At 66.0% G+C, this 24,651-nt stretch carries 21 protein-coding genes; 11 read left to right on the top strand and 10 right to left on the bottom strand.

Annotated elements, in window-relative coordinates:
- Positions 1-9: 9 nt before the first annotated feature.
- Genes ACP7AX_RS11135 through ACP7AX_RS11120 form a run of 4 tightly spaced genes read right to left on the bottom strand, consistent with a single transcriptional unit; the run spans position 10 to position 5,702 of the window.
- Complete coding sequence (locus ACP7AX_RS11135) at positions 10-1,017, bottom strand: oligopeptide/dipeptide ABC transporter ATP-binding protein (RefSeq protein ID WP_426226511.1); 1,008 nt, start codon at positions 1,015-1,017, stop codon at positions 10-12.
- Positions 1,014-3,137 (bottom strand): oligopeptide/dipeptide ABC transporter ATP-binding protein, encoded by a 2,124-nt coding sequence (locus ACP7AX_RS11130; RefSeq protein WP_426226510.1) that lies wholly within the window; start codon positions 3,135-3,137, stop codon positions 1,014-1,016. Before ACP7AX_RS11130 ends, ACP7AX_RS11135 begins: the two co-directional genes overlap by 4 nt.
- Entirely contained in the window at positions 3,134-4,087 is a 954-nt protein-coding gene (locus ACP7AX_RS11125; protein ID WP_426226509.1) for an ABC transporter permease, read from the bottom strand. The genes ACP7AX_RS11130 and ACP7AX_RS11125 overlap by 4 nt, the downstream gene beginning before the upstream one ends.
- A gap of 58 nt (positions 4,088-4,145) precedes the next feature.
- Entirely contained in the window at positions 4,146-5,702 is a 1,557-nt protein-coding gene (locus tag ACP7AX_RS11120) for an ABC transporter substrate-binding protein (protein ID WP_426226508.1), read from the bottom strand.
- Positions 5,703-5,937: 235 nt separating this feature from the next.
- Between ACP7AX_RS11120 and ACP7AX_RS11115 the strand changes: the two genes are divergently transcribed.
- Positions 5,938-6,765, top strand: coding sequence for an IclR family transcriptional regulator domain-containing protein (locus ACP7AX_RS11115; protein ID WP_131681522.1), 828 nt, complete (start codon positions 5,938-5,940; stop codon positions 6,763-6,765).
- A gap of 17 nt (positions 6,766-6,782) precedes the next feature.
- On the opposite strand, the gene ACP7AX_RS11110 is transcribed toward ACP7AX_RS11115, so the two are convergent.
- A complete protein-coding gene (locus ACP7AX_RS11110; protein WP_426226507.1) occupies positions 6,783-8,045 on the bottom strand; it encodes a glycoside hydrolase family 1 protein in 1,263 nt (420 codons plus the stop codon).
- 179 nt (positions 8,046-8,224) lie between these two features.
- Between ACP7AX_RS11110 and ACP7AX_RS11105 the strand changes: the two genes are divergently transcribed.
- The 4 genes from ACP7AX_RS11105 to ACP7AX_RS11090 all read left to right on the top strand — a co-directional run bounded on the left by ACP7AX_RS11105 (position 8,225) and on the right by ACP7AX_RS11090 (position 11,779).
- On the top strand, positions 8,225-8,845 hold the full coding sequence (locus ACP7AX_RS11105; protein WP_426226506.1) for a TetR/AcrR family transcriptional regulator: 621 nt from the start codon (positions 8,225-8,227) through the stop codon (positions 8,843-8,845).
- Between the two features lie 296 nt (positions 8,846-9,141).
- Complete coding sequence (gene rsgA, locus ACP7AX_RS11100; RefSeq protein WP_131681525.1) at positions 9,142-10,320, top strand: ribosome small subunit-dependent GTPase A; 1,179 nt, start codon at positions 9,142-9,144, stop codon at positions 10,318-10,320.
- 416 nt (positions 10,321-10,736) lie between these two features.
- The gene (locus tag ACP7AX_RS11095; protein ID WP_131681526.1) at positions 10,737-11,114 is read left to right on the top strand and encodes a VOC family protein; all 378 of its coding nucleotides are present in this window, start codon (positions 10,737-10,739) and stop codon (positions 11,112-11,114) included.
- 59 nt (positions 11,115-11,173) lie between these two features.
- Positions 11,174-11,779 carry a class I SAM-dependent methyltransferase gene (locus ACP7AX_RS11090; RefSeq protein ID WP_426226505.1) on the top strand — a complete coding sequence of 202 codons (606 nt, stop codon included), beginning with the start codon at positions 11,174-11,176 and terminating at the stop codon, positions 11,777-11,779.
- 19 nt (positions 11,780-11,798) lie between these two features.
- On the opposite strand, the gene ACP7AX_RS11085 is transcribed toward ACP7AX_RS11090, so the two are convergent.
- Positions 11,799-12,251 carry a hypothetical protein gene (locus ACP7AX_RS11085; RefSeq protein ID WP_426226504.1) on the bottom strand — a complete coding sequence of 151 codons (453 nt, stop codon included), beginning with the start codon at positions 12,249-12,251 and terminating at the stop codon, positions 11,799-11,801.
- A 155-nt stretch (positions 12,252-12,406) separates the two neighbouring features.
- On the opposite strand from ACP7AX_RS11085, the gene ACP7AX_RS11080 reads away from it, so the two are divergent.
- From ACP7AX_RS11080 to ACP7AX_RS11060, 5 genes are all read left to right on the top strand, one after another.
- Positions 12,407-12,829 (top strand): hypothetical protein, encoded by a 423-nt coding sequence (locus tag ACP7AX_RS11080; RefSeq protein ID WP_426226503.1) that lies wholly within the window; start codon positions 12,407-12,409, stop codon positions 12,827-12,829.
- A gap of 200 nt (positions 12,830-13,029) precedes the next feature.
- Entirely contained in the window at positions 13,030-13,446 is a 417-nt protein-coding gene (locus tag ACP7AX_RS11075; RefSeq protein ID WP_426226502.1) for a GNAT family N-acetyltransferase, read from the top strand.
- Positions 13,447-13,575: 129 nt separating this feature from the next.
- Positions 13,576-14,100 carry a hypothetical protein gene (locus ACP7AX_RS11070; protein WP_426226501.1) on the top strand — a complete coding sequence of 175 codons (525 nt, stop codon included), beginning with the start codon at positions 13,576-13,578 and terminating at the stop codon, positions 14,098-14,100.
- 132 nt (positions 14,101-14,232) lie between these two features.
- On the top strand, positions 14,233-14,925 hold the full coding sequence (locus ACP7AX_RS11065; RefSeq protein ID WP_426226536.1) for a maleylpyruvate isomerase family mycothiol-dependent enzyme: 693 nt from the start codon (positions 14,233-14,235) through the stop codon (positions 14,923-14,925).
- A gap of 17 nt (positions 14,926-14,942) precedes the next feature.
- Positions 14,943-15,614 carry a maleylpyruvate isomerase family mycothiol-dependent enzyme gene (locus tag ACP7AX_RS11060; protein ID WP_426226500.1) on the top strand — a complete coding sequence of 224 codons (672 nt, stop codon included), beginning with the start codon at positions 14,943-14,945 and terminating at the stop codon, positions 15,612-15,614.
- Positions 15,615-15,620: 6 nt separating this feature from the next.
- Here ACP7AX_RS11060 and ACP7AX_RS11055 read toward each other — a convergent pair whose 3' ends face one another.
- Genes ACP7AX_RS11055 through ACP7AX_RS11040 form a run of 4 tightly spaced genes read right to left on the bottom strand, consistent with a single transcriptional unit; the run spans position 15,621 to position 23,546 of the window.
- Positions 15,621-16,490, bottom strand: coding sequence for a helix-turn-helix domain-containing protein (locus tag ACP7AX_RS11055; RefSeq protein ID WP_426226499.1), 870 nt, complete (start codon positions 16,488-16,490; stop codon positions 15,621-15,623).
- 31 nt (positions 16,491-16,521) lie between these two features.
- Positions 16,522-18,888, bottom strand: coding sequence for a beta-galactosidase (locus ACP7AX_RS11050; RefSeq protein ID WP_426226498.1), 2,367 nt, complete (start codon positions 18,886-18,888; stop codon positions 16,522-16,524).
- A gap of 12 nt (positions 18,889-18,900) precedes the next feature.
- A complete protein-coding gene (locus tag ACP7AX_RS11045; protein ID WP_426226497.1) occupies positions 18,901-20,220 on the bottom strand; it encodes a cellulase-like family protein in 1,320 nt (439 codons plus the stop codon).
- Entirely contained in the window at positions 20,217-23,546 is a 3,330-nt protein-coding gene (locus ACP7AX_RS11040) for a DUF5107 domain-containing protein (RefSeq protein ID WP_426226535.1), read from the bottom strand. The genes ACP7AX_RS11045 and ACP7AX_RS11040 overlap by 4 nt, the downstream gene beginning before the upstream one ends.
- 131 nt (positions 23,547-23,677) lie before the next feature.
- Here ACP7AX_RS11040 and ACP7AX_RS11035 point away from each other — a divergent pair, with 131 nt between their 5' ends.
- A complete protein-coding gene (locus tag ACP7AX_RS11035; protein WP_426226496.1) occupies positions 23,678-24,532 on the top strand; it encodes an HAD-IIB family hydrolase in 855 nt (284 codons plus the stop codon).
- Positions 24,533-24,651 lie beyond the last annotated feature (119 nt).

The raw sequence follows: 24,651 nt of genomic DNA, 5'->3' as shown, positions 1-24,651 counted from the left end.
GGGTTCCGTTCAGGCGTAATGGCAGGCGACGTCGGACTGGCCCACCGTGCGCAGTGCCGGGCGTTCGGCGGCGCAGAGTTCGGTGGCCAGCGGACAGCGTTGCCGGAACGGACAGCCGCCCGGCGTCGCGGAAACGGACGAAGCCGTCCGGACGCCCATGGATTCACGGAGATTCCGACGCTCGGCCTGCTCGGCAGGGCGGGGCACTGGAGAGGCAGCAACGAGGGCCTGCGTAAAGGGGTGTTTGGGTGACTCGGTCACAGCGGCTACCGGTCCGCTTTCCATAACCTGTCCGCGGTAAAGGACCACCACGCGCTGGGCCAGGAACTGCACCACGGAAATGTCGTGGGCGATGAACAGGTAGCTCAGGCCGCGTTCGTCCCGGAGGTCGGCGAGGAGGTTGAGCACCTGTGCCTGGGTGGAGAGGTCCAGGGCGCTGACAGCTTCGTCGCAGACCACCAGTTTGGGCTCACAGATCAGGGCCCGGGCCACGGCGATGCGCTGGCGCTGGCCGCCGGAGAACTGGCTGGGGTACCGGTCAACCGCCTCGCGGGGCAGTCCCACGCGTTCCAGCATGACCCCGGCCTTGGCCCGCGCATCCCCGGCGGAGACGCCGCGGAGGCGCAGCGGCTCGGCCAGGGAAGCGCCGATGGTCTGGCGCGGGTTTAGCGAGGAGTTGGGGTCCTGGAAGACCGCCCGCAGTTCCCCGCCGAGGGCGCGGCGTTCGGCTGCTCCGGCGTGGGTGATGTCCTTGCCCTGGTAGCTGATGGTTCCGCCGGCGGTCTTCTGCAGGCCCAGGATGGCCTTGCCGATGGTTGACTTTCCGGAGCCGGACTCCCCCACCAGGCCCACGGTCTCGCCGGGCCGGATGGAGAAGCTGACGCCGTCCACGGCGGCCGGGGCGGCAGCGGCCTTGCGGCCGCGGCCGTAACGGACCACGAGGTCCTTGACCTCGAGCATGGGGCCGTCAAGGACAGCGTTGTGTGCTTCCTGACGGGGATGGGTCGCGATGCTCATGCCATGTCCTTTTCAACAATGTTCAGCGGTTCAACCCGGTGCATTGGTTTGGGGGTGATGTCCAGCAGCCGGTGGCTGGGGACCTCGGTGGCCACCCATTCGAGGCCTTCCACGGCCAGTTCGTCGGCTTTGACGCAGCGCACCAGGCCCTCACCCGAGCCGGAAGGCAGCAGCGGGACAGGTGTAGCGCAGGCCGAGCCGGCGAACTGGCAGCGGGCCATAAAGCGGCAGCCGGAGGGCCAGTCCTTGGGCTGCGGAACCTGGCCGCTGATGGTGGCCAACCGTTCCGGCATGTCTGCTGCGGTATTCGCGTGCGGATCGGCGGCGAGCAGAGCCAGCGTGTAGGGGTGCCGCGGGTTGTCCAGGATGGTAGTGGTTTTGCCGTTCTCCACCACCTGGCCCGCGTACATCACGGCCACCTGATCGCAGATGTCAGCCACCACGCCGAGATCGTGGGTGACCATGACCACGGACATCCCGGTGTCCTTCACCAGGGACCGCAGCAGGGAGAGGATCTCAGCCTGGACCGTCACGTCCAGCGCAGTGGTGGGCTCATCGGCCACCAGCAGGCGTGGCCGGCCGGAAAGGGCAAGGGCGATGGCTACACGCTGGGCCATGCCGCCGGAGATCTGGTGCGGGTAGGTCTTGAGGATGCGCTCCGCGTCCACAATGCCCACCTTCTCGAGCAGGCTGAGTGCTTCCTTCCGGGCCTCCGCCTTCCCCAGTTTCCGGAGCCGCCGGATGGCGGAGACGAGCTGGTAGCCCACGGTGAACATGGGGTCCAGCGCCCGCATGGGCTCCTGGGAGATCAGGGCGATGTCACGGCCGCGGATGGCTTCCATCTCGCTGTCGGAGGCGGCTGCCAGGTTCTTTCCGTTCCAGAGGATCTGCCCGCCGGTGGCCACCACGCCGGACGGCAGGAGGCCCAGCAGGGACAGCGCTGTCATGGTCTTGCCGCAGCCGGACTCTCCCACGAGGCCCAGGACGGTGCCCTGTTCGACGTCGAAGGAGACGTCCGTGACCAGGCGCGGGCCGCCGTCGACCCCTACCGAGAGGCCGCGGACGCTGAGCTGGCCCGCAGCAGGGGCGTTGACAGCGGCAGCGGCCAACGGGGCAGCTCCGACGGCGGCAACAGCTCTGGCGCGCTGGCGGCGGGCAGCCGCTGAGGGCAGGTGGGAGGCGGTGGCATTCGGTGCCTTGCCCAGGGCGTTGCCGATGGCATTGGCGGCCAGGACCGTCAGGGCAAGCACGGCGCCGGTGGGGACCATCAGCCACGGGGCGTCGTAGACGTGCTGGGAGGCACTCTGGATCATCCCGCCCCAGCTGGGGGCCGGAAGTGGCGGGCCAAAGCCGATGAAGGCGAGGCCGGCCTGGATGAGCATGCCGACGGCGAAGATCAGGGCGGACTGGACCACGATGGTGTTGGTCAGGCCGGGCAGGACATGGCGCAGGCTGATGCCGAGGGCGCTGACACCGTCCACTTTGGCGGCGTCCACATAGAGCTGGGACTGCAGCGACTTGGCCTGGCCCAGGATCACCCGGTAGACGCCGGCGGACATGAAGAAGCCAAGGACGGCCATGATGAAGGGGATGTTGGTCCCCACTGCACCGATAACGGCCAGGATGATGACCGTAGACGGCAGGGACATCATGATCTCCGTGGTCCGGCTGATGATTCCCTCAGCGCGGTGGGAGGCCGCGGCGGACATGGCCAGGATGGTTCCCAGCCCGATGCCAACCAATACCGTGATGAACGAAGTGCCCAGGGTGCCCGCGGCGGAGGCGAAGATGCGGCTGAGGATGTCCCGGCCGAGTTCGTCCGCTCCCAGCCAGTGGGCGGCGCTGGGCCCGGAGAGGACAGCGGTGAAGTCCTGGTCCTCGGTCTTGAACGGCAGCCACCAGGGGGCAGTCACCGAGGCGACCACCAGGGCGGCGAGCCACAACAGGCCGGCCACCCCGCCGGGGGAGGAAAAGAGCCGGTGGCCCGACAGTTTGGTGACTGCACTCTTCGGGCCGGGCTTGGGCGAGCCCGGAGTGGGGAGGCCCGGGGCGGGCCGGACTGCAGTGGCCGTGCCTTCAACCGGGCTGTCGGCGGGGGCGGGTGCAACGTTGGGGATCATGCGGCACGCAACTTCGGGTCGAGGAACTTGGTGGCGAGTTCGAGAGCCAGGTTCACTGCAACCACCACAACGGTGGCGATCACCACCACGCCCTGAACAGCGGGGGCATCGTGCGTGCTGACCGAACTCTGGGCTGCCTGGCCCAGGCCTGGCATGGCGAAGAGCTGTTCCGCGATCACTGAGCCGCCGAACAGGCCCATGAACTGCAGGGCGATGCCGGCCACAATCGGCAGGCTGGCATAACGCAGTGCATGGATGTAGAGGATCTTCCAGGTGGGCGTAGCAGTGGCCCGCAGGGTCCTGATGTGTTCCTGCTGCAGGGCATCCAGCATGGAAGCCCTGGTCTGGCGGGCTATGAATGCCGCGCCGCCAACCGCCAGGGTGATCACCGGCAGGGCCAAGGACATGGCCCAGTCCTGCGGGGACACCTCGAACGGAACGTAGCCGGTGGCGGGGAAAACGGATGACTGGACGGCGAACAGGTAGACGAAGATGATGCCGATCCAGAAGGCCGGCAATGCCACGGCCAGGCCGCAGAGTCCGCCGACGATCCGGTCCACCAGGCCGCCGCGTACGGCTGCGCTCACGCCCAGTCCGATTCCGAAGACGGCGCTGAGCAGGGTGGCGCCGGCCGCCAGGGAGGCCGTGACCGGCAGCCGGCTGGCCAGGTCATCGGACACTGAACGGCCATCGATAAGGGAGATCCCCAGGTTGCCTTGGACCGCGTCGCCGAGCCAGCGGACAAATTGCGTCAGGAGCGGATCGTTCCAGCCCAGGCGGGCATTGACCTCGTCGATCGCTTCCTGGGACGCGCCTGCTCCGAGCGAGACCGCTCCGGGGCTGCCGGGCATCGCGTGCACCAGCAGGAATGCCAGCACCGCGACCACCAGCACGGTGGCCAACGCCATCAGCAGGCGTTTGGTGATGAATAGTGCCATGGTGACCTCCATCGGTCAGAACGTTCCAGGCGGCCTCCCCGCGGGGCGGCCGCCCGGAACGGTTCGGGTATTAGCTGGCCGGTGCGTAGGAAGAGAGCAGCGGGTACGCGTTGGTGCCTGCGAACTCAACCTGCTTGATCTTCTTGGTGTTGTAGCCCTGGTTGGTGAGGGCTTCATAGAGCGGGATCATCCAGCCGGATTCCACCAGGCGGGTGTTGAGTTTAGTGAGTGCTGCCTTCTTGGCGGCGTCGTCCTTCGCCGCTGCGGCTTCGCCCGTTGCGGCGCTCAGCTGTTCATCAGTGGCCTTCTGGACATTCGTGAAACCGTTCAGGACCACGCCGTACATGATGCCCACCGGGTTGTCCCAGTTCAGGGGGGAGTAGCCGAGCGGGGTGGTGGCAACGGCTGCGAAGGCTTCGTCTGTGGAGGCTGCCATCTTGACGTTCATGGTGATTCCGACGGCGGCAAGATCCTTCTGGACGGCCTGCAGGTCCGTCTGGGTCTGGGCGCCCGCGATGATGGTGAATTCGAAGCCGTTGGCGTAGCCGGCCTCAGCCAACAGGCTCTTGGCCTTCTCCGGGTTGTACGCGAACCTGGTTTCCAGATCCGTGGTGAAGCCTGCGGAATCCTTGGGCAGGGCGTTCCAGGCCGGGATATCACCCTTGTGCAGGGCGTCCACGAGGGCCTGGCGGTTAATGGCGTGCTGGATGGCCTGGCGGACCTTCTCCTGGGCGAACGCCGGGGCGGTCTTGCCGATCTTGTCGAAGGAAATCATGGTGTTGACGGTGCCGCCGATCTGGGACACGCCTACTCCCTTGGACTTGGCGAAGTCCACCGTGTTGGACGTCAGCATGGCGACGTCCGCCTGGCCGGAAACCAGGGCGTTGGCGCGGGCCTGGGGGTCCAGGACAATGCTGAAGATGACCTTGCTGAACGGGTACTTTGCGGTGTCCGCGTTCTTGCTGTTCTTCACCATGACGTACTTGTTGCCCTTCACCGTGGAGGGGTCAATGATGTACGGCCCGGAGCCGGCCGGGGTCGCGGCGAGGGTTGCGGTATCGGTAACGCCGGCCTTGCCGACGATCATGCCCGTGGTGGACGCGAGGTTCTTCTCGAACCCCGGCTGCGCCTTGGCGAATGTCAGGGACACCTTGGTGGGGCTGACCACGTCCACGGAGGTGATTTCCTGGGCGCCGCCCTTGGCCACGGCGGAGTAGGCGGACAGGGCCGGATCTGTGCGGCGGTCGAGGTTTGCCTTTACCAGCGCGGCGTCCAGTGTGGAACCATCGGTGAAGGTCACGCCCTCTTTGAGGGTGAGCGTCAGGACGGTGTTGTCGGCGTTGTACTCGAACGCACTGGCCAGGCCGGGCCCTGCAGAGCCGTCAGCTTTCAGCACCATCAGGCTGTCGTAGAGGCCTTCGAAGAACTGGCGCTGCGCTGACGACACGCGCAGCGGGTCGTAGCCGAACGACGCCGAGTCGCTGTCGATGGCGAGGGTCAGGGTGCTGGTGTCAACCTTGGCTGCAGTCTGGCTGGTTCCGCCGCCGCAGGCGGTCAGGGAACCAAGGACGAGGGCCCCGGCCAGAACGGCCGCGCTCCGTCGTGCGGGGGAGGTCAGGAGTTTCATGTGCGCCTTCGCATTCGTGATGGGAATCGTGAGTAGGGTCCGGGACCGGCGGCCCGTTCGTGGTCGGCTGTGACCGCTGCGGGCCGATCCGTCGGTGCCCTCTCGTCAGATGGCCCCGGTAACCGGCTTCTTCAACAATCGCTGGCGCGGGTACCGGCTCCCCATGGAGATTTCATTGGTTGAAACAGTATTGTGGTGGGGGTCACCCGACATGAATGGCAAAGGAGCACAAAACGTGACGGTTGAAGTTGGAGAGGACGCGGCAAAGCCGCAGCGCGGCAGGCGTCCCAAGCAGGGCGAACCGGTCATTGACCGGGCGTTGAGCCTGCTCGCTGTGTTCAGCGACCGCCGTCGTGCGTTGACACTTTCTGAAATGGCACGGTTGGCGGAGATGCCCGCACCCACAGCACTGCGCCTGATCGCCAGGCTCGTGGCGTGGGGGGCACTGGAGCGGCTGGATGACGGCCGGTATGTGGTGGGGGTGCGGCTGTGGGAAGTGGCGTCCCTCTCCCCTCGCGGCCACGGCGTCCGCGAGATTGCACTTCCCTACCTCGAGGACCTTTTTGCCGTGACCCGCCACCACGTCCTGCTGGCCGTCCGGGACAAGAACGAGGCAGTCATCATTGAGCGGCTGTCATCGAAACAGGCCACGGAGGTGGCCTACCGCGTCGGCGGGCGGGCGCCGCTGAGATCGACGGCGGTGGGCCTTGTCCTGCTCGCGGGGGCGGACGCAGAGTTTCAGGAGGCGGTCATCAGGCAGCCTCCGGACATGGAATCGGGGGTGGATGCCATGCCGGAAGGCCAGTTGCGGCGGACGCTTTCCGACGTCCGCCGCACAGGTGTTGCCATGATCCGCAGGTCCGCGCCCTCCCGGACCGTGTCGGTGGCTTCGCCGATTTTTGATGCGCAGGGCGTGGTGGTGGCCGCGCTGTCCATCGTGGTGCCGGATGGCGCCACTCCCCCGAACGTCCTGGCACCCGCGGTCCAGGCGACGGCAAGGGCCGTGTCCCGAAACCTCGGCTACAACACCGGCCCCAGTGACAGCGTGAGCATGCGCGCGTAGGCGCCCCCGCGGGCTGGTCAGCCCACGGTGCTCAGCCGCTCCTGGGCCTGCCGTGCCACACCGCCGAGCCAGTACGCGCTCGGCTTGGGGGTGCGGATCTGGGTGGCGCGGTCGACGGCGATGATTCCGAACGTGGGACCGTAACCAAATATCCATTCGTAGTTATCGAACGCGGTCCAGGCGATGTAGCCGCGCACGTCAATGCCGTCGGTGAGGCAGGATTTCACTCCAGCCAGCGCCGTTTCGAAGTAGGCAAGCCGCTGGGTGTCGTCGTTGGTGGACAGGCCGTTTTCGGTGACCATGACAGGGATTCCGGCGATGCGGTGAGCTTCCCGGATGGTGGTCTCCAGGGCCTGCGGGTAGATTTCCTCCCCCAGCTGGTTGGTGAGGGCGCCCGCGGGAGCCGGGGCCACGCCGTCGGGCCCGAAGACCGTCCGCCCGTACGTCTGGATCCCGACAAAATCGTCACCGCGGGAGACTTCCAGGAAGCGTTCGTTGACGTCCCGCCGGACCTGGTCCGCCCGCTCCTGGCCACCCTCGGCTGCCTGGATGTCAGAGTTGGCGAGGGTCCAGCCCACCATCAGTTCGGGCTGCCGGGCCTTGATCGCGTCCCGGCCTGCACGGTGCGCAGCGAGCTTCACGTCGAAGGCCGCATCGGAAGCCGTGAACTGGAAAGGCGCAACCGTTGCCGCCTCGATGCCCAGGGCTTCAGCGGCCGCGGACCACAGCGGAACCTGGCCCCGGTGCTCCGCCGGTTCGCCGCCGATGCCCAGCGCTGTGAGGAGCCAGGCCAGGTTGGGCTCGTTGAGGGTGCAGGCGACGCCGATCAGGTCACCCAGGTGTTCGGTGGCGCGGTCACAGTAGCGGGCGAAGCGTTCCGGCGTGGCCGGGTCCTCCCAGCCGCCGGCGGCAAGGAGCCACAGCGGTGAGGTGAAGTGGTGGAAGGTAACCACCGGCGTCAGGCCATGCTCGTGGCACGCTTCGAGCATCCGCCGGTAGTGGTTAAGTTCCGCGACGGAGAAGTGGCCCTCTTCCGGTTCGATGCGCGCCCATTCCAGCGAGAAGCGGTAGGTGCTGAATCCCAGTGACGCGATCAGCGCGATGTCCTCACGGTAGCGGTGGTAGTGGTCGATGGCGTCTCCTGACGGCTCCGCGAAGATGGTGCCGGGGAGGTGCTCAAGGAACCAGGTGTCGTTATTGGTGTTGTTGCCCTCCACCTGGTGGGCGGCCGTGGCGACGCCCCAGAGGAAGTTGGCGGGAAAGTGCTGGAGTTCAGTCATGGAAAAGCCTTTCAGTGGTGCGTTGGGCAGCCCTGCCGTTCGTGGAAGGCGCCTGCCCTGCGGCTGGCTACAACAATACGCAAACATTTTCCAAGTTGGAACAGTTTCCTCCTGCAATCTTTACCAAGGTGGAAAGGAAACTTGATAGGCTGTAATACGACGAAAGCATGGAGGGCTCGATGACAGCACTGACAAGGCAGCCGGCCCGCAGCGGAAGGCGCGCTCCATACGCCAACGGTGAGCGCAAACGCGCTGAACTGGTGGATGCCGCTTTCTCTGTCTTCGCCGAAAAGGGCTTCCAGCGCCTGTCGATCCGCCAGATCGCGGAAGAGATCGGCACCAGCCACACCGCACTGCTGCATCACTTCGGCAGCAAAGACTCCCTGCTTGAGGCTGTCCTTGTCCGCCGGGAGGAGCGTGAAGGTCCTTGGCGCCGCACCCTGCTCGAGGAGAAGGGCCTGCTGGAGACCGTGCCCGAGGTCATGCGCCATAACGCAGGCATCCGGGGTGTGATCCAGCTGGACGCCACACTGCGGGCCGAAGGCGTCAATCCGGACCATCCTGCCCACGCGTTCATCCTGCGGCGCGACCAGGAGCTCATCTCTTCACTGCGGGCTGAGTTTGAGCGTGAAATCGGGGCCGGCCGGGTGGTAGCTCAGCTTGACCCGGCTGTCCTTGCCCGCCAGACAGCCTCGCTCATCGAGGGCGTGCAGCTTGCCTGGCTGTACGACGCTTCCGTGGACATGGCCGGGGCACTGCGGGACTTCTTGCAGCTCCTCAGCGTCCCCGCCGCGGGATGAGCTGCGCGTCAGTTTGACGAGCAACTCAGCAATTCCTGGCGCCCTACACAACAGGCGTTCGCGTGGCTAGAATCAGGAACCGAGAGTCCGTGACGAAATCCGGACACCGGAAGAGGCAGGGAGGTGGTTTTGATGACTGCTGCAGCCGCGCGCCCAGAGTGCTCCGCACACATCAAACACAACACCCCCGTCTCCAGCAACAGCCCGGTTTAACCGCGGCAGCAACTGCCGGCAGAAGTTCCTGCCGCGGGTCTGCGCACTATCCGGCGCCTGGGGACCACCCCTAAGGAATCACCTTGAACAATTCGTCAGGCATCAGCCTGGATAGCTTTGCCGCATCCACCACCGGCCACGACGGGCCGGTAGCGTACGGTTATTCCCCCGCCGTCGCCGCACATTTCGACGCCGACCCAGCCGAACACCATGCCCGCGAGGAACTGGTCATGCAGAGCGAACGCGGGCGGGTGGTCCGCGTGGACCGCAGCCTGGTCCTCGTCGCCGTGGGCAGCGAACTGCTCCACCTGCCCTATCCGCTGGACGCCGGAGTGCCGGTCACCGGCGACTGGGTCTGGATCGGGCCCAACCGCGCGGGCCCCCGCCAGATCACCGGGATCCTCCCGCGCAGGTCCGAACTCAGCCGGAAACGTGCCTTTGAGGATTCTTCCGAGGCACAGGTCCTGGCCGCCAACATGGATGTGGTGGGCGTGGTGGTGCCGGTGGACCGCCCCCTCACGCACAACCGCCTGGAACGCACGCTCGTGGCCGCCTGGGATTCCGGCGCGGTCCCGCTGGTGATCATCACCAAAGCGGACCTGGCGGACATAGCGGACGACGTCGTCGGGAAGGTCATTCTGCAGGCGGCAGGCGTGGAAGTGGTCACCACCTCAGCCGAGAACGGTGATGGGATCGACGCGCTGCTGGCGCACCTGCCACCGCACGGGACTTTGGTTCTCCTCGGACCGTCAGGCGCCGGCAAGTCCACCCTCATCAATGCGCTGGTGGGCCGCGAGGTGCAGCACACCGGCGAAGTCCGTTCGGGAGATTTCAAGGGCAAGCACACCACCACGTCCCGGGAACTTGTCCCGCTGCCCAACGGGGCGGTCCTGATGGACACTCCCGGAGTACGCGGATTCGGACTGTTCGACGCCGACGAGGGCCTGACGGAGATGTTCAGCGATGTGGAGGTGCTGGCAGGCCTTTGCAGGTTCACTGACTGCGCCCATCAGAGCGAGCCGGGCTGCGCGGTGCAGGCAGCCTTGGCGGACGGGACGCTGGAGGAACGAAGGTGGCTCAGCTACGAAAAAATGCAACGCGAACTTGCCGCTCTGGCCCGGCGCACCGATGCCGCCGCCCGCAGGGCTTATCAACGCGAGTGGCACCAGAAGGTGGTGGTGGCAGGGAAATCGCAACGGTCCGCTGAGCGTGATCACTCAGAACGGCAGGAGGAACAACGGACTAAACGGAAGCGGCGTTGAGCTGACTGCTCAGGGCCACAGGTCCTTGTCATACCCGTAAAGCCGGGGCCTGGGCCGCTGTTCATCCGTCGGCTCGGGAGCCTTCGGATGCTCGGCGTGTTCTGCGGTTGTGTCCGATGCGTCCTGCTCTTTGTCACTCTGCGGTGAAGGCGGGTATTCGTTTTTCTCGGCCACGTTGTTTCACTCCGAACACTGGTGGTTTGATCCAGCTGCATGAATCATTAGGCCCACCCTAAACGGGCATCGGTGCCGATACGTGTCAGGTTGGGTCAAGATTGCGGCAATGTTGCCTCTGTTTCGGTGCGTCAGCGGGCCCGCGGCCGATGAGTTGCACGGCACCGCGAACGCCATCTTCAGAATCGGCGCCGGCCTTACGGGCGCTTACCTCCTCTTGGAGTCCTGCTAGCTTTGCAACCATGACGACTCATCAGATCACCCTGGGTGCAATCAACATGGAAGCCCAGGATCCCACCGCGCTTGCCGAATTTTGGGCATCGGTCACCGGCGCCACGCCGTCACCCAGTGGTGATAGCGTCTACCTGCCACCCGCTGGCCCCGGAGGGTTCGCAATGTTTTTCCAGCCTATGACCGGCCCTCGCCCCGAACACCAGGCAGCCCACCTGGACCTGACCGTCCCGTGGGGGGCCCGACAGACGGAGGTCGAACGTCTCGTCAGGCTCGGCGCCACCCACCGGTGGGACGTCCTGGACGAAGTCCCACACGTGCAGTGGACCACCCTTGCTGATCGGGAGGGGAACCTCTTCTGCGTGGCCGAACACCCGCCTGCTGAATAACAGCGTGTGTGACCGGCCCCTGGCATGCATCTGTCCGTTGCGTTCCTAGACTCGAATGCATGGTCAACGGTGTTAGAGATGCGTATTCGAGCAGAGCGGCGGAATACGTGGAACGCTTTGGTTCAATGGGTGCTGTGCACCCCTCGGATCGTCAACTCGTGGCGACTTGGGCGGACGGTATCGAAGGTGCGGTACTGGACGCCGGTTGCGGTCCGGGCCAGTGGACAAATTTTCTCCATGAAGTTGGGATTCCTGCACTCGGAGTGGACCTGGTTCCCGAGTTCATCGAGCAGGCCCGCGGTGCCTATCCCGGCATTCCGTTCCGGACAGGCAGCCTCGACGCCCTTGATGTCCGGACCGGGACAGTTGGTGGAGTGCTCGCTTGGTACTCTCTGATCCACCATGAGCCAGACACAATCCGCACACCTCTCCTGGAATTCAGCCGCGTACTCAGCCCTGGAGGCGCCCTGCTGATCGGCTTCTTCGATGGCCACGTCGTCGAGAAGTTCGATCATGCGGTCGTCCCGGCATACCAGTGGCCGGCGAGTGATCTCTGCGACGAGCTGGTAGCCGCGGGCTTCGACGTCGTCGAGACTCACGCACGGACAACCACCGGGCAGCGATCTCACGGGGCAATTCTCGCCCGCAGCCGAGGTGCTCTGTGAGGGGACGTGATGGGGACCGTCACGTGGATTGCGCGCGTTGGGTGCGTTCCCGTCGGACGACGCCCGCGAGCAGCCCCACCAACGACAGGGCGCTGACCGTATAGAGAACCTTGCCCCAGGGCGCGTAATCCCCGCCCGATATTGCGAAGGCATCGGCGAGTCCCATGCCGGCTGGAAAAGAGGCCATCCAATGTGATGGTGCCGCCAGCACCAGAAGCAACAGGTCGAGGGCTGCAGCGGTTCCTCCTGAGATGGAACGCCTCATTGCTGCAATCAGAACTACTGCCGCCAAGAGAATTCCAATGGCTGCCCATATAAGAACCGGCGGCGCGCCAAGTGTTTCATTCGCCCCGTCCATCACTTTATGGATTTCAGCCAGCGTGGCGCCTGGGACAGCGGCCAGAGGATTCCACAAAAGAACCTGCAGCGTACCGGCAACTGAGTAGCCCGCTACGAGCAGCAATCCGGCCACTCCCATCCATGTAGCCGAGCGCTGCCCATCTTTTCCCCAATGCCCCATACCCGCAGCATAGCGGCCGGCGGCCTGGCGCCCCAACATACTGTTCGTGCAGGTCAGGCTGCCAGGCTCTGATCATTTTCCTGACGGTCAGCGCGTAGTCTCGTGCCATGGGGAAGATTACTCGGCTGTTGGTTGTAGGGATGTTCGCGATGTTGACCGGATGCTCGGTCGAGCCCACTTCGGTCGTTGAATCCGAACGTCAGGGCGGGCTTCCTGCAGAAGCAATCACTGCAAAGCCAAGCTCTTCCCAGAGTCCACTATTTCCTTTCCCTGAGGCAGGCTGGCTCGATGCCGGCGCGAAGTTCGCTGTCGTCCTGGGCGGAAGCTCAAGTTGTCCTGCTTTTCCCTCTTCTGTCGAGGTCGTCGATCCCCATCACCTGAGGCTTGGTATCGACACTCGCGGTGGTCCGAACTGCACAGCAGACTTGGTTCCGCGTACGTATGTGATCAGGACCCCCCAGGAGGTCGACGTCACGCGCGAGGTAACTCTCGAATACGGGAATACGATTGTCGTCCTACCGGCGCTTTAGATAGCACTGCGCTCGATGATGATGCCTGCCACTCATGAGAGCGCAAGGAGTCGGCTAATAGGCGAACTGACAGACCGCAATGATGGGCTGCAAGCCGATCGATCACTGCACCCTGGTGCCCCGTGGCCGAACCCTGAACGTGTCGTGAGGTGGGATGCGCTGTTTCGAGATGACCTGCCCCATACCCCTAGGGTGTTGTCATGACTGAGCGCTATTTCTTCTCCTCCGAAACGGAAAGAGTCGATCGTGCCCGCGTGCATCAGTGGCTCAGCGAGCAGTCCTATTGGGCGCAGGGCCGGGCTCGTGAGAAGCAGGATGCCGCTATCGACGCATCACGGAACTACGGGGTGTACCGCATCGGCTCTGGAGAGCAGGTGGCTTACGGTCGCGTCGTGACTGACGGTATTACGTTCGCTTGGCTCTGCGACGTGTTCGTCGAAACCGAAGTCCGCGGTCAAGGCATCGGCAAGATGCTGGCCGCTGGTGTGATGGCGGACCTGGAACCGTTAGAGCTGAAACGAATTTTGTTGTCAACGGGCGATGCTCACGGACTTTACGCCCAATACGGCTTCTCAAGGCTGACCGAGCCATCAAAAATGATGGCTCGAGTCCGTTAGCCCATCCCTCCCGAGAGGCGACCGGCAAGGACTTTGATCAATCCCGAATAGCAGCCCTTGGTGTCCAGCGGCGCGCAGATTCTGTCCGTCGACTGCTCCCGCGGTTCCTTTACAACCTAGACTCGTGCCATGAACACGGGTTGGGGGATCCTGGGAATGGCCGCACTGGTGGCAGTGACGCTGCCGGCTGCCGGCTGCAGCACCGCCTGTCCGGCGATTGGCTACGTCAGCACCATCCAGGTCGCCGTTCAGGGTGACACGGAGGCTGTCCACGAGGTCCAGTTGTGCACGGACGAGGGATGCTCCGAGCCGGAACCCCCGGCGGCGCCAGCCCGACCGATGGCCACTCCCGACGGCTGGGTTGCGCTGCCCGGTGGTGGCTTTTCCCCGAAGCCAGGGCCGGACCCTCCGGCGCCAACCTATCCGGACGCACCGTTCCTCAGTTTCAAGCCCTCCGCGGGCAAGTGGGCATTCCATCCCGCAAGGGCCCGCAACGGTACCCCTGACCGCGTCACCCTCAGGGCCCTCGCCTCAGACGGCACAGTGCTGGCCGAGCAGGAGCACGACCTGAAATGGACGAAGGAGGACCCGTTCAACCCATGCGGCAGCCCCGTCACTACTCCCCCCCTAGCCTTCCAGGTAGGACATCGATGAGCGCCGGCCTCCAGCTCATGAAGGGGCTCAGTCAGAACGGCGGGTCCGCTTCCAATCTGGCCTCGCTGGATGGCCATCGACACGGGCTACCGCGAATAAAGTAGTCTCTACTTCAAGCATCCGTAGTGCTACATACCGAGTCCCCGTGGGGAAGGAACCGGCATCCGCAAGGCAGCAGCAATTTGGCAGACCGTCCACTCTGAGAGGTGGCGGCTCGCCGCGGATATCGCCGAACTCCGCGACGAACAATGGCGCGTACCCTCCCTCTGCCCGGGATGGGATGTCCACGATGTTCTGGCGCATCTGGTGGACACTGCGCGAACCGGCAGGCTCTCCTTCGTCCGTGACCTGCTGACGGCCCGCATGGACTTCGATCGCTCGAACGAGAACGGCATCGCCCGGGAGAAGCGGCAGGACCCGCAGGACACGATCCACGCGTTGAGGGAAGCTGCCGGCCTGACACGGACGCCGCCGGCGAGCCTCGCAACACGCCTGGTGGAGGCCATAGTGCACGGCGAAGACATTCGGCGGCCCTTGGGCATCGCCGGAAGTTACCCGGAACCTGCGGTCATTCAGGCCCTGAACTACCAGCTGCGCACGCGCGTCTCCTTTGGCGGAGGACGCGAGCGTGCCGCAGGACTTCGGCTGATCGACCGGAAGACCGGGGCGGCCCGGGGCCACGGAGACGACGTCGAGGCGGAACCGCTTGATCTGCTGCTCGCGGTTTCCGGGCGCCGGGTGGACCCGGAGCGCCTCAAAGGCTGCGGAGCATCCCGCCTCGCCGCCGCAGCCACGTCGGTTACACATCAATCGCGTCAACGATGAGAAGTGACCGGAGCGCTATGGCGAGATCGCAGAACGACCACCTATGGGCGCTGGCACACGCCGAACGCACCGCCCTGGCGGAGGACCTGTCAAGCCTCCGCGCAGAGCAATGGCAGCACCGTACTCTGTGCGGGCATTGGAACGTCGAGCAGGTCATCGCGCACCTTACCGCCGCGGCCAGCCTGAACCAGTGGCAGTGGCTGCGCAGCATGCTCGGCGCGCGTTTCCGTCCCGACGTGCACAACGAGCGCCGGATGGCCGAGCACCTCGGCAAGACCCCCGAAGAAACACTCGACCGTTTCCGCTCCGTCATCGTGAGTACCACTGCACCCTCAGGACACACCCCGGCTTACCTTGGCGAGGTCGTCGTGCACGCCCAAGACATCCGCCAGCCCCTGGGACTTCCCCGCACACCGAGCATCGAGGCGCTGACGCCCGTGGCCGAATTCTTCGCCCGGCGTGACTTCACCGTTGCCAGCCGTACCCACGCGGCCGGTCTGACGCTGCGCGCAAACGACGGGCGGCTCGCTGCGGGCACCGGCCCTCTGGTCACTGGATCGACCCTCGCTCTGGTGATGGGCATGGCTGGCCGCGAAACTTACCTTGACCAGCTTGCCGGCCCAGGCGTTCCTACGCTCCGATCGCGCCTCCTGGCCAGCGCAGATAATTCCGTGTTCAGGGTCCAGTGACACCCCTCAGCCCTTGCGTTCCGCCCGGTAGGCGCTGGGGCTGACGCCATGCAGCCGGCGGAACTGGCGGGAAAAATAGAACTGGTCGGCGAGTCCGATCTCCCGTCCCACCTCTGCGATGGGGAGCTCGGTTGTATCCAGCAGCAGCCTGGCCCGCGCCATCTTCAGGGCAGTGTGGTGGGCCAGCACTCCCCCGCCGGTGGCCTCCCGGAACAGCTTGCTTAGTTGCGACGACGAGACGCCCACCACCTTGGCCAACTCGGGCAGCCGGATGGCCCCATCCGCCCGGTCCTCGAGGAACTTCATGGCCTGCTGCAGGGGCGTTCCGTGCTCGGGCAGGCGGCGGTCCACGGCCAGGGTGGTCAGCAGCTTCCACGCCATTCCGGCCGTGGCCACCAGGCGGGCCGGCGACTGGTCCTGCTCCAGTGCGGTGATGATCTCATCCAACATGGCCGTCAGCCGGTCCACCGCAACGAGTGGAATGACAGGACGGTCCGGGCGTACCCCGGCCTCCCCAACGAGTTCCGGGACATCGGAGCCCAGAACGTGGCACCACCAGATCGTCCATGGGTCATCGGGTGAGGCGCCATAGGCATGCGCCGTCCCCGTGTCCCCCGGGAGTACGACGGCCGTGGACTTGCCGACGTCGAACCGGGAACCTCCCGCTTCAATCCAGCCTGTCCCCGCAACGCAGAGAATGATGATGGTCTCCCTGGCGCCGTGGGGGCGGCGCCGCCCGTGCGCCTTCGCCACGGGAAAGACCCCGGCGTCGGTGACCACCAGGCGGCGCGTGACTGGACGGGCCAGGGCATCCCCGACCAGAGGCCTCGGCACCACCACCAGGCGCTGGTTCTGGAACCCTGTTGCCAGCTCCATGCGGCACTCCCTCCATGACGGAATGTCCATGCTACGCCACGGGCGGCCCGCCCTGTCTGGTGCGCTCTTCGGTCCAGGTGGTCCACCGGATCAGTTCCACTGCCTCCAGGGACGCGAGGTCGCCCGCCGCGCTGTCTCTCCGCTCCTGGGCCGCCACCGGCAGCCCCACTTCGGCAGCCTTGGACAGCGGGAGGATCTGCAGCAGGACCTCAGCGCCGGCGCCGATCCCGGCGTCGTGCGTTTCAATAACCCACGGTGAGCCGTCCCAGAACCTGTCTGCCACCAGGGTGCCGTCAACGAACAGCCGCGCAACATCGCCGTCCCAGGCTATCTCCAGTTCCGTTCGCCCTCCTTCAGATGCGGATGCGGATGCCGCGGCCAGGTCCAGCCGGTAAACCGCCGCCAGCTCGTCCATCACGTCCTCGGACGGTGCGGCCGCCCGGCCCGCCAGTGAGCCGAAGGAGGCGGGCACCGGCAGGGCGGCACGGAGCAGCTCTGCAGCCACCAGGAGCCGCGGCTGGCCCGGGTCAACCCCAACTGCCAGCACTTGTTCGAAACGCCCGGTCCCGGCGGAGTATCGCGTGACCTCCGGCGACCCCTCTGACCTGCCGGCCAGGCCGCCGTCGGCAGCTGACCACACCGGATCCGGGGAGACCACCAGTTCCCGGCCGTCGGCCGTCTCCAGGACCCATGCCTGATCCGCGAGGTGGGAAGGCAGGACGAGGATCTTCAGTGAGTGACCATCTGACGTAGCCGTCAGTGTGACCGGCTGCCGCGCGTCCACGGAATAAGCGCTTCCGCCGAGTGGAGTGGCGGCGCCTTCAAGGCTGGTTCCCTCTGGCAGGGAGAGTTGGACCTCGATGCCTTCTTCAGCGGCGAGGACCAGGGTTTGCGATGATTCCGGACCCAGCACGGTCAGGGGCGAAGCCGTGGCCCAGCGCAAGCACACACCGGCTACCTCCAGATTGATGGGCCAGCGGGCGATGGTTCCGGCGGGGATGGCCAGCGGCGTGTGCGGGAAGCTGACCGTCTCCTCTGCCAGCGCGAGCGTGAACTGCGCGGCGGGATAGTCAGGCAGCAGCATGTGGGGCTGGTGCCAGGTGGTGAACACGAAGCCGGATAGGCCATCGCTGCGCAGCGCCCAGCGAAGGGTCTCGGAATCGTCCACTCCGGCGGGGAGCCGGTCAGGCAGCGTTGACGGCATGGGCGCCAGGCGGTCACCGAAGGCTGCGAGGAAGGCGTGTTGCTTGCGCAGCTGGGCGAAGCCAGGTGCAAGCCTGCCGGCGGCGCCGATGGGGGCATGGAAGTCGTAGTCCATGACGGGAAGATCGTTCGGGTAACCCGTCGCCTGGGATTCCTGCAGTCCGCCCGGCGGATTCGTCCCGCCCGCGAACATGTAGTAGCCCTGCCAGCCCGAGCCGCTGCCGATCTTGTTGTGGGCCACGGCGGCAACATCCTTGCCTTCCGGCCAGGGCCGCCGCTGGTAGGCAGTGGCCATGCCTCCGGTCAGCTCGCAGGTGGCCGGCGGGTAGAGCACCGAAGGGGAACGCGGCGGTGCTGCATCGATCCCGGACAGCTGTTCCCGCAGGTCAGCGCCGATGCCGGGGTCATCCCACTGGTGGCTGAAGAAGTAATGCTGCCGGAAGGTCGGGTCCCAGGGGGCCGCGGCGTCCACCCAGAATCCATCGCCGTAGCCGCCGAAGACGGGCAGGACCTCGTCCTCAGGGATGTCCGCCCCGCCCCAGGCCGTTGCCGTCCAGAGGGGAGCACTCAGTCCAGCAGCCCGGGCAATCTTCTTGAGCTCAGTGATGTGCCCGGGCTGGTCGTAGAGTTCGTTCTCCAGCTGGATGCCAACCACGTTGCTGCCCGGGCCGGTGAGGCCCTGCAGCTCGGAACCAATGCGGTGGAACCAGCGCTCCACCAGGGCAAGGTAGGCGGGATCGTTGGTCCGGTGTCCGACGGCGGCAGCCTGTACCCAGTCCGGGAAACCACCGTTGCGGACCTCGCCATGGGCCCAGGGCCCGATGCGAAGCACGACGTCCAGGCCGATGGAGGCGCAGAGACGGACAAAGGCGGCCACGTCCAGGTTGCCATCGAAACGGACATCCCCCTCGGTCCGTTCATGGTGGATCCAGAAGACGTAGCAGGCCACCACGGTGATGCCGCCGGCCTTCATCAGCCGCAGCCGTTCCTCCCAGCGGGACCGGGGCAGCCTGCTGAAGTGTATCTCGCCGGATACGGGGACCGAGGGCACTCCGCCGCACTCGATGTAGTGGTTGGTCAGCCGCCACCTGCCGTGCTGATCCACTGTGTTGCTCATGGGCGGGGACTGCAGTGCCGTCTCGTGTGGCCGGTGGGTGGCGGAGAGCATCTCGAGGGTGGTTGGTTCCAGGCGCATGTTGCAAGTCTCTCAGTTGGTGGGGGAAGCGAGGATGAAGTGGTTGAGGCGGCGCTGCCAGGCTTCGTTGGCCCACAGGGGGTGATGCGGCGCGGCATTGGAACACAGGACCATCCCCCAGATGCCTTGGTTTAGTGCGGTCCGGATGCCCCGTTCGGCAAGGTCGCGGCCGATGGGGCCTTCCTCGAAGGTGCCGTGGAGCGGGGTGTAACCGATCCAGCCTTCCCCCACGACAGCCGGAATTTCCTTCCAGCGGGCCCACTCGGCGATGGCGATCACACGGGAATCGATCTCCCGCCGCATGACCTCCCGGTAAGGGCCGTATTCGTTGCAGAGCCAGGTGTCCCAGGCGTCCGGGTCAATCCAGTCGTAGCCGTAGAACATCTGGTCGGTGACTACGGTTGCCCGGTATTTCCAGCTGGCAAGGCGTCCGTATTCTTCCACCGACGGAGCGTCGGGCCGGAGCAGGGCGTGCAGTGCCGGGTTGGGGAAATCTGAGGTCCCCTCGGAGCGGATGTCAATCTGCTGCTGCAGTGCGTCCAGGACGCCGTAGCTGTAGACGTGGAACTGCGCTGCCCCCGGGCAGTCCGGCACGGTGTGCATGGCCAGGTGCGGCGGTTTGCCATAGCTGGCGGTGACCAGGAGGTCCGGGTGAAGCTCCCGCAGGCGGCGCAGCTGCCCCGTGCCGCCGGCTGACAGCGCGGGCAGGATGGAGAAGTCCACCTCGTTGTGCAGCTCCACCATTGCGATGCGCTTCCGGTGGCCCGCCGCCGTGAGTGCCACTATGAGGCGGTCCCAGGCGTCCGCGAGGAGGCGGTACCTGCGGTCCAGCGGCACCGCATCGATGGCATCGAACCAACGCGGCGAGCCGGCGAACACGGTGGACTGCTGGTATTCCCAGCTGGCAAGGATGATGACCAGCCCGTGCCGGGCAGCGGCGTCGAAGAGTTCCAGGAGCCTCGCCTGCAGGTTCAGCCGGTAGCCGCCGGGCGCGTCATACCAGCGCGTCCCCCTGCCGTAGATGCCGCCGTCGGGGGCTTTCCCAAGCCCTTCAATATCGAGGTCCGCGGCCAGGTCATCGAGGCCGAGGTTGCCGAAGAGGAGCAACGGGGCAGCGCAGATCCGGATGGTGTTGTAGCCCAGGTCAGCGGCCTTCGCGCAGGCCGCGTCAAGATCGGCGTAGGGCCCGCCGTCCTCGGCCCGGGTGTACCAGGAGAAGTCCCAGAGGGTGATGGTCAGCCGGGAGGGAAGGTGCGACGGCGGCGCCCCGGTTAGGGAGGTTGTGTCTACTTCGGTGGTCCCTGATCCGAGATACCTCGGTGATTCGGTCACAGGGTTGCCTCTTCCTTCTGGTGGTCGGCTTCCTGGCGCCCTCGTTGCTGCTCCAGGCGGCCTTGGGCGGCCAGTTCGCGGAGTGACCGCGCCGTTGCCGTCCGGGCCGCAGCGGTATATGTCTCAAAGAGCAGCAGTTCAGGCAGGGACGTCGCAAAATAGTCCGGCGTTGCCGGTGCTGATTCCAGCTCAACGGCGCGGGTTTCCAGGCTTCGCCACACGCCTTCGGCTTCTGAGTGCCTTCCGAGCCTCACATGGGCCATGCCCCGCCAGAAGTCTGACGGGCCAGCGGGTGCGGCGTGGACTGCCAGGGCATTCCCGGTCGGGCAAGCCTGGTCCCAGGCACCAATTGCAGAGCCGGTATCCCCGGTCAGGCGGAGGGCGTCGCCCAGCGCGACAAGCCGCTCAGCCATGCTGTCCGCCGGGTGCCGGCCCTCGCCCAGGTTCCCGGGAGCATCGATCCCCTCACGCAGCAGGGTGATGGCCGCCGTCGGGTCCTGCTCCATCAGCGTGCGTGCACAGTGGACCGCCGCCCGGTCATAGGCTGCCAGTGCCATTCCCTCGCCGCCCTCGAAGGGCTGGAAGCTGCGAGTGGACAGGATCTCCAGCGCCTCGTCAGCCCGCCCGGCGTCGATCAGCAGGTTGGCGTAGAGGAGAGTAAGGTCGTCGCGGCTCAGGACGGAACGCTCGTGGCGCTCGATCCCGGCGATCCGCTCCTGGACTGGCCTCCCCCTCACGCCCGCCAGGACGGAACGTTCAAAGACCAGCCGGGCGTCATTCGGGCTTAGTTCGAGGGCGCGTTCGAAGTACGAGTCGGCGGTGGCCATGTCACCGCCGGTGTTGACCGTGGCGATGGCCGCGTTCCGCCACACCACAGGGTCCTCGGAGCCGTGGGTTATGGCTGTACGCAGATGCTTCAGCGCGTCTTCCTTACGGCCGGCGTCAAGCAGCCAGCACCCCAGCAGCCCGTGCGCCACCTTGTCGAGCGGGTCAGCCTCGAGGGCACGGTGGAGCGCGTCGTAATCGTCAAGCCCGTAAGGGAACGCATAGGTGGTGTCGGCGCGCCGGGCCGCCGACCGCTCCGCGGACGCAGCCCCCGGTTCGAGGAGTTCCTCCAGCCAGCCGGCCCGGAGGTAGTGCCGGAGGGGCTCGGGGTTGCCGAACACCTTGTGGCCCCCGGGGACGGTCCGCTCCGTGAGGTCCAGGGCCAGCTGCCACTGCCCTGCCCGGGCAAGCCAGCACGCCACGGCGATGGCAGTTTTGGGATCACTGGCCTGAAGCGAACCGTCCAGCGCCAACGCCACCGGGTCGAGCGGGTCCGCGAGCAGGATGTTGTGCAGGAATGAACGGCTTTTGTCAGTGCGTCCCAGGCCCCTCAGTGCCAGGACCCGCAGGTGCTTGGCCTCGGGGCTCGCCGCGTCCGGAACGGCCGCAGCTTCGGCATGCCGGAGCGCCTCGGCGGCCCGTCCTGACCTCAGAGCCAGCCGTGCCAGTGCAAGGTGTGCCGCATGAGCCCAGGCACGGTCCCAGGCTGCCTTCCCGAACCGTTCCGCGGCCTCCTCCAAGTGCCCGGTCCGCTCAAGGACCAGGCCGAGCCGGTAGCTGGCCTCCCCGGTGAGCGGATTAAGGTTGCGGCGGGTCAGCCGGGCCACAGCGGTTTCCAGCAGCTCACGTGCCTGGTCATAGTCGCCGATTTTGTACACGGCTGCTCCGAGGGCGGTGGCGGCGCGTGAGTCCAGCGGGTCACGGCGGAGCATTTCCGCGAAGTACGGCAGCGGTGACCGGGTGGGGTGCCGGTTCTGCGTCAGGTGGGTTCCCGTGACGTACAGCTCGTCCTGGCTGCCGATGGCCGCCGGAAGGTCCGGCTCCGTGGCCGCCCAGGGCTCCTGCGCCTTGCCGCTTTCCACTGGTTTGCGCGGTGTCCACGAAATCAGTTCCTCGGTGCCGTCAAGCACCTGCACGGTGAGGTCAGTTGCCTCGGAGCTGACGCCGAGGTCCACTGCCTCGTGGAAGGGGTGGGCCGGCGAGATCCGGACTGTCCACGAGCGGATGGCGGTGCCCTTGAGCTTGAGCAGGACGGTTGCCTGCCCGCGATCGGCCGTGGTGGCCACGCCCACCGTGGCTGTGCGTCCTTCCCCGTCCAACTGCAAGGCGACGGCGGCGTCCGGGTTTGCCTGGTGGGCCGGACCCAGTTGCCGGATCGGGTACCAGTATTCGCTGAAGGTACGGGTTTCACCGGGCGCCAGGTAGCTGAAGTCCGGCTGGTTGTCCGTGAAGACGCCGGACATCAGCTCAACGTAAGGGCCGTCGTCGTCCGTCAGGTGTGCGTCCCAGGCGCGGCCCACGGGTCCGTCACCCCAGGTCCACTGCTTTTTGCCCGGGGAGATGGAACGGTCTGCCCAGTGCACAAAACCGGCCTGTGCGTCATGGTCATAGCCGCCGAAGAAGCTGTCCTTCGTATCGGTGATCATGTAGGAGGTGGGGACGGGAATGTTGGCGTAGAAATCAATCCGGTCAGCATCCGGGTTCCCCGCCGCGGCCAGCGCCGGGTAGTCCACGCCGTAGTAGGGCCGGTCAGCCTGCGGGAACGCCGTGATGGCCCGCCTGGCATGGTCAGCAACATAGTGCACATCCGTGGGGAAGAAGGACTGGTACTGCTCATGTGCGCGGGCCGCCACGTTCGCCCACCACAGGAAGGTCTGTGGCACGTCCGTGCAGTTGTAGAGCCGGGCCTCGACCTCCACCAGCGAACTGCCGGCCCGGAGCCGGACGCCGTGGGTGCCCCGCATCCGCTGCAACGGATCCATATCGCTGTGCCACACGGTGACCTGGCCGGCATCGCCACGCTCTACCGAGGTTTCCACCGGCAGGAAGGTGGCGGGACGGTGGTGCTGCGGCCAGTTGAATTCGACACCGCCGGAAATCCATGGCCCGGCCAGCCCCACCAGGCCCGGCTTGATCACGTTGTTGCGGTAGAAGAAGTCGTAGCCCGCCGTTTTATCAAACCCGATGTGGATCCGGCCACCGATTTCCGGGAGCAGCATCAGCCGGACATATTCGTTCTCCAGGTGGATCGCCTGCCAGAGGCGCGGCTCCTTCACGGCGGCAATGCTGTCAATAAACGGCATCGGGTACACCTTGCCGCTGGAACCTTGATAAACACGCCGGTCCAGGAACAGCGGATACCGGTCCGGCTCCCCCGGGGCGTAGGTGTCTATGGAGACGGGCTCGCTCCAGCAGGCAACTCCGCCTTGGGCCAGGATGGCCTGCTGGTCCGGAGGAGCGTCGGGCAGGTTGATTCGGCTCTGGGGCTCGTCGGCGATCATCACGGATGCAAGTCTAGGAACAGAAGCGGCCCGGTCCCATGGCAGAAAAGCGCGACTATATGGACGATCGTGTATTTACACAGCAGTCCCGGCTCCAGCCGAGCGGTCCTGCGCCTGTAGAATTCCAGATCATGAGTTCGATGCCAAGCACCCCCACAGCAACCATTCATGCGGTCTTCCTCGATGTGGACGGCACCTATGCGGACTATGGCATCGTTCCCGAAGGCCACGTGCAGGCGGTCCGCTCAGCACGGGCGGCGGGGCACAAGGTCCTGCTGTGCACCGGACGTCCGGTGTCCATGCTGCCGGAAAGCATCCTTGCCGCCGGCTTTGACGGACTGGTGGCCAGCGCCGGCGCCTACGCGGAGGTTGACGGGGAAGTCCTGCTGGACCGCCGGTTCCCGGCCGACCTCGCGGCCAGGACAGTGGCCGCCCTCGATGCCCACGGCGCTGTCTACATCCTGGAAGCGCAGGACTCGCTCCACGTGGCCCCCGAAAGGGAGGAAAGGCTCCGGCTGATCATCGAAGAGCATTTCCGGCGCGCCCCGGACGGCCGGGCCAGCGGCTCGTCAGCCATCCTGGGCTCCGTACAGCTGACAGCAAACCGCGCGGACACCGCATTTGCGAAAATCTCTGTCTTCGAGGCCCCCGTCCCGATGGAGCAGATTGCCCTGGAGATCGGCGCGGACATCGCCGTCGTCGCCAATTCCATCGCCGACGACGGGCGCCACGCCGGCGAGCTGTACCAGCGCGGCATCAGCAAGGCCGACGGCGTCGCTGCCGCCATCGCCCATCTCGGCATCAGCCGGGAAAACACCATCGCCGTCGGCGACGGCCAGAACGACCTGGAGATGATCGCGTTCGCAGGGGTGGGCATCGCCATTGAGGGATCCTCCCCGGAACTCCTCGCCCTGGCGGACCACACGGCCGCGCCGCCGCACCGTGAAGGACTGGTGGACGCCTTCGCCAGGCTCGGCCTCTTCTGAGCCGCGCATGATTTTGCCTGTGACCTGAATCATGGGTATGATTCTTCGAGCAGGCGATGCAGCCTGAAGGATTGTTACTCGGACACGAGGCAAGACCTGAGACGTACGGAAACGTGCGG

Origin of the sequence: Pseudarthrobacter sp. DSP2-3-2b1 (assembly GCF_049895945.1) — a bacterium.
In the GTDB taxonomy this organism is placed as follows: Bacteria; Actinomycetota; Actinomycetes; order Actinomycetales; family Micrococcaceae; genus Arthrobacter.
Note: the sequence above shows the minus strand (reverse complement) of the source record. Positions and strands in the feature narration are given on the sequence as shown.

Bases quoted from the DNA above. Each gene is read 5' to 3' on its own strand.
- ACP7AX_RS11135 (WP_426226511.1), bottom strand. From the start codon at position 1,017: ATGAGCATCGCGACCCATCCCCGTCAGGAAGCACACAACGCTGTCCTT.
- ACP7AX_RS11050 (WP_426226498.1), bottom strand. From the start codon at position 18,888: ATGCGCCTGGAACCAACCACCCTCGAGATGCTCTCCGCCACCCACCGG.
- ACP7AX_RS11060 (WP_426226500.1), top strand. From the start codon at position 14,943: ATGGCGAGATCGCAGAACGACCACCTATGGGCGCTGGCACACGCCGAA.
- ACP7AX_RS11080 (WP_426226503.1), top strand. From the start codon at position 12,407: ATGGGGAAGATTACTCGGCTGTTGGTTGTAGGGATGTTCGCGATGTTG.
- ACP7AX_RS11125 (WP_426226509.1), bottom strand. From the start codon at position 4,087: ATGGAGGTCACCATGGCACTATTCATCACCAAACGCCTGCTGATGGCG.
- ACP7AX_RS11105 (WP_426226506.1), top strand. From the start codon at position 8,225: ATGACAGCACTGACAAGGCAGCCGGCCCGCAGCGGAAGGCGCGCTCCA.
- ACP7AX_RS11055 (WP_426226499.1), bottom strand. From the start codon at position 16,490: ATGGAGCTGGCAACAGGGTTCCAGAACCAGCGCCTGGTGGTGGTGCCG.
- ACP7AX_RS11070 (WP_426226501.1), top strand. From the start codon at position 13,576: ATGAACACGGGTTGGGGGATCCTGGGAATGGCCGCACTGGTGGCAGTG.
- ACP7AX_RS11110 (WP_426226507.1), bottom strand. From the start codon at position 8,045: ATGACTGAACTCCAGCACTTTCCCGCCAACTTCCTCTGGGGCGTCGCC.
- ACP7AX_RS11130 (WP_426226510.1), bottom strand. From the start codon at position 3,137: ATGATCCCCAACGTTGCACCCGCCCCCGCCGACAGCCCGGTTGAAGGC.
- ACP7AX_RS11090 (WP_426226505.1), top strand. From the start codon at position 11,174: ATGGTCAACGGTGTTAGAGATGCGTATTCGAGCAGAGCGGCGGAATAC.
- ACP7AX_RS11035 (WP_426226496.1), top strand. From the start codon at position 23,678: ATGAGTTCGATGCCAAGCACCCCCACAGCAACCATTCATGCGGTCTTC.
- ACP7AX_RS11040 (WP_426226535.1), bottom strand. From the start codon at position 23,546: ATGATCGCCGACGAGCCCCAGAGCCGAATCAACCTGCCCGACGCTCCT.
- ACP7AX_RS11120 (WP_426226508.1), bottom strand. From the start codon at position 5,702: ATGAAACTCCTGACCTCCCCCGCACGACGGAGCGCGGCCGTTCTGGCC.
- ACP7AX_RS11075 (WP_426226502.1), top strand. From the start codon at position 13,030: ATGACTGAGCGCTATTTCTTCTCCTCCGAAACGGAAAGAGTCGATCGT.
- ACP7AX_RS11095 (WP_131681526.1), top strand. From the start codon at position 10,737: ATGACGACTCATCAGATCACCCTGGGTGCAATCAACATGGAAGCCCAG.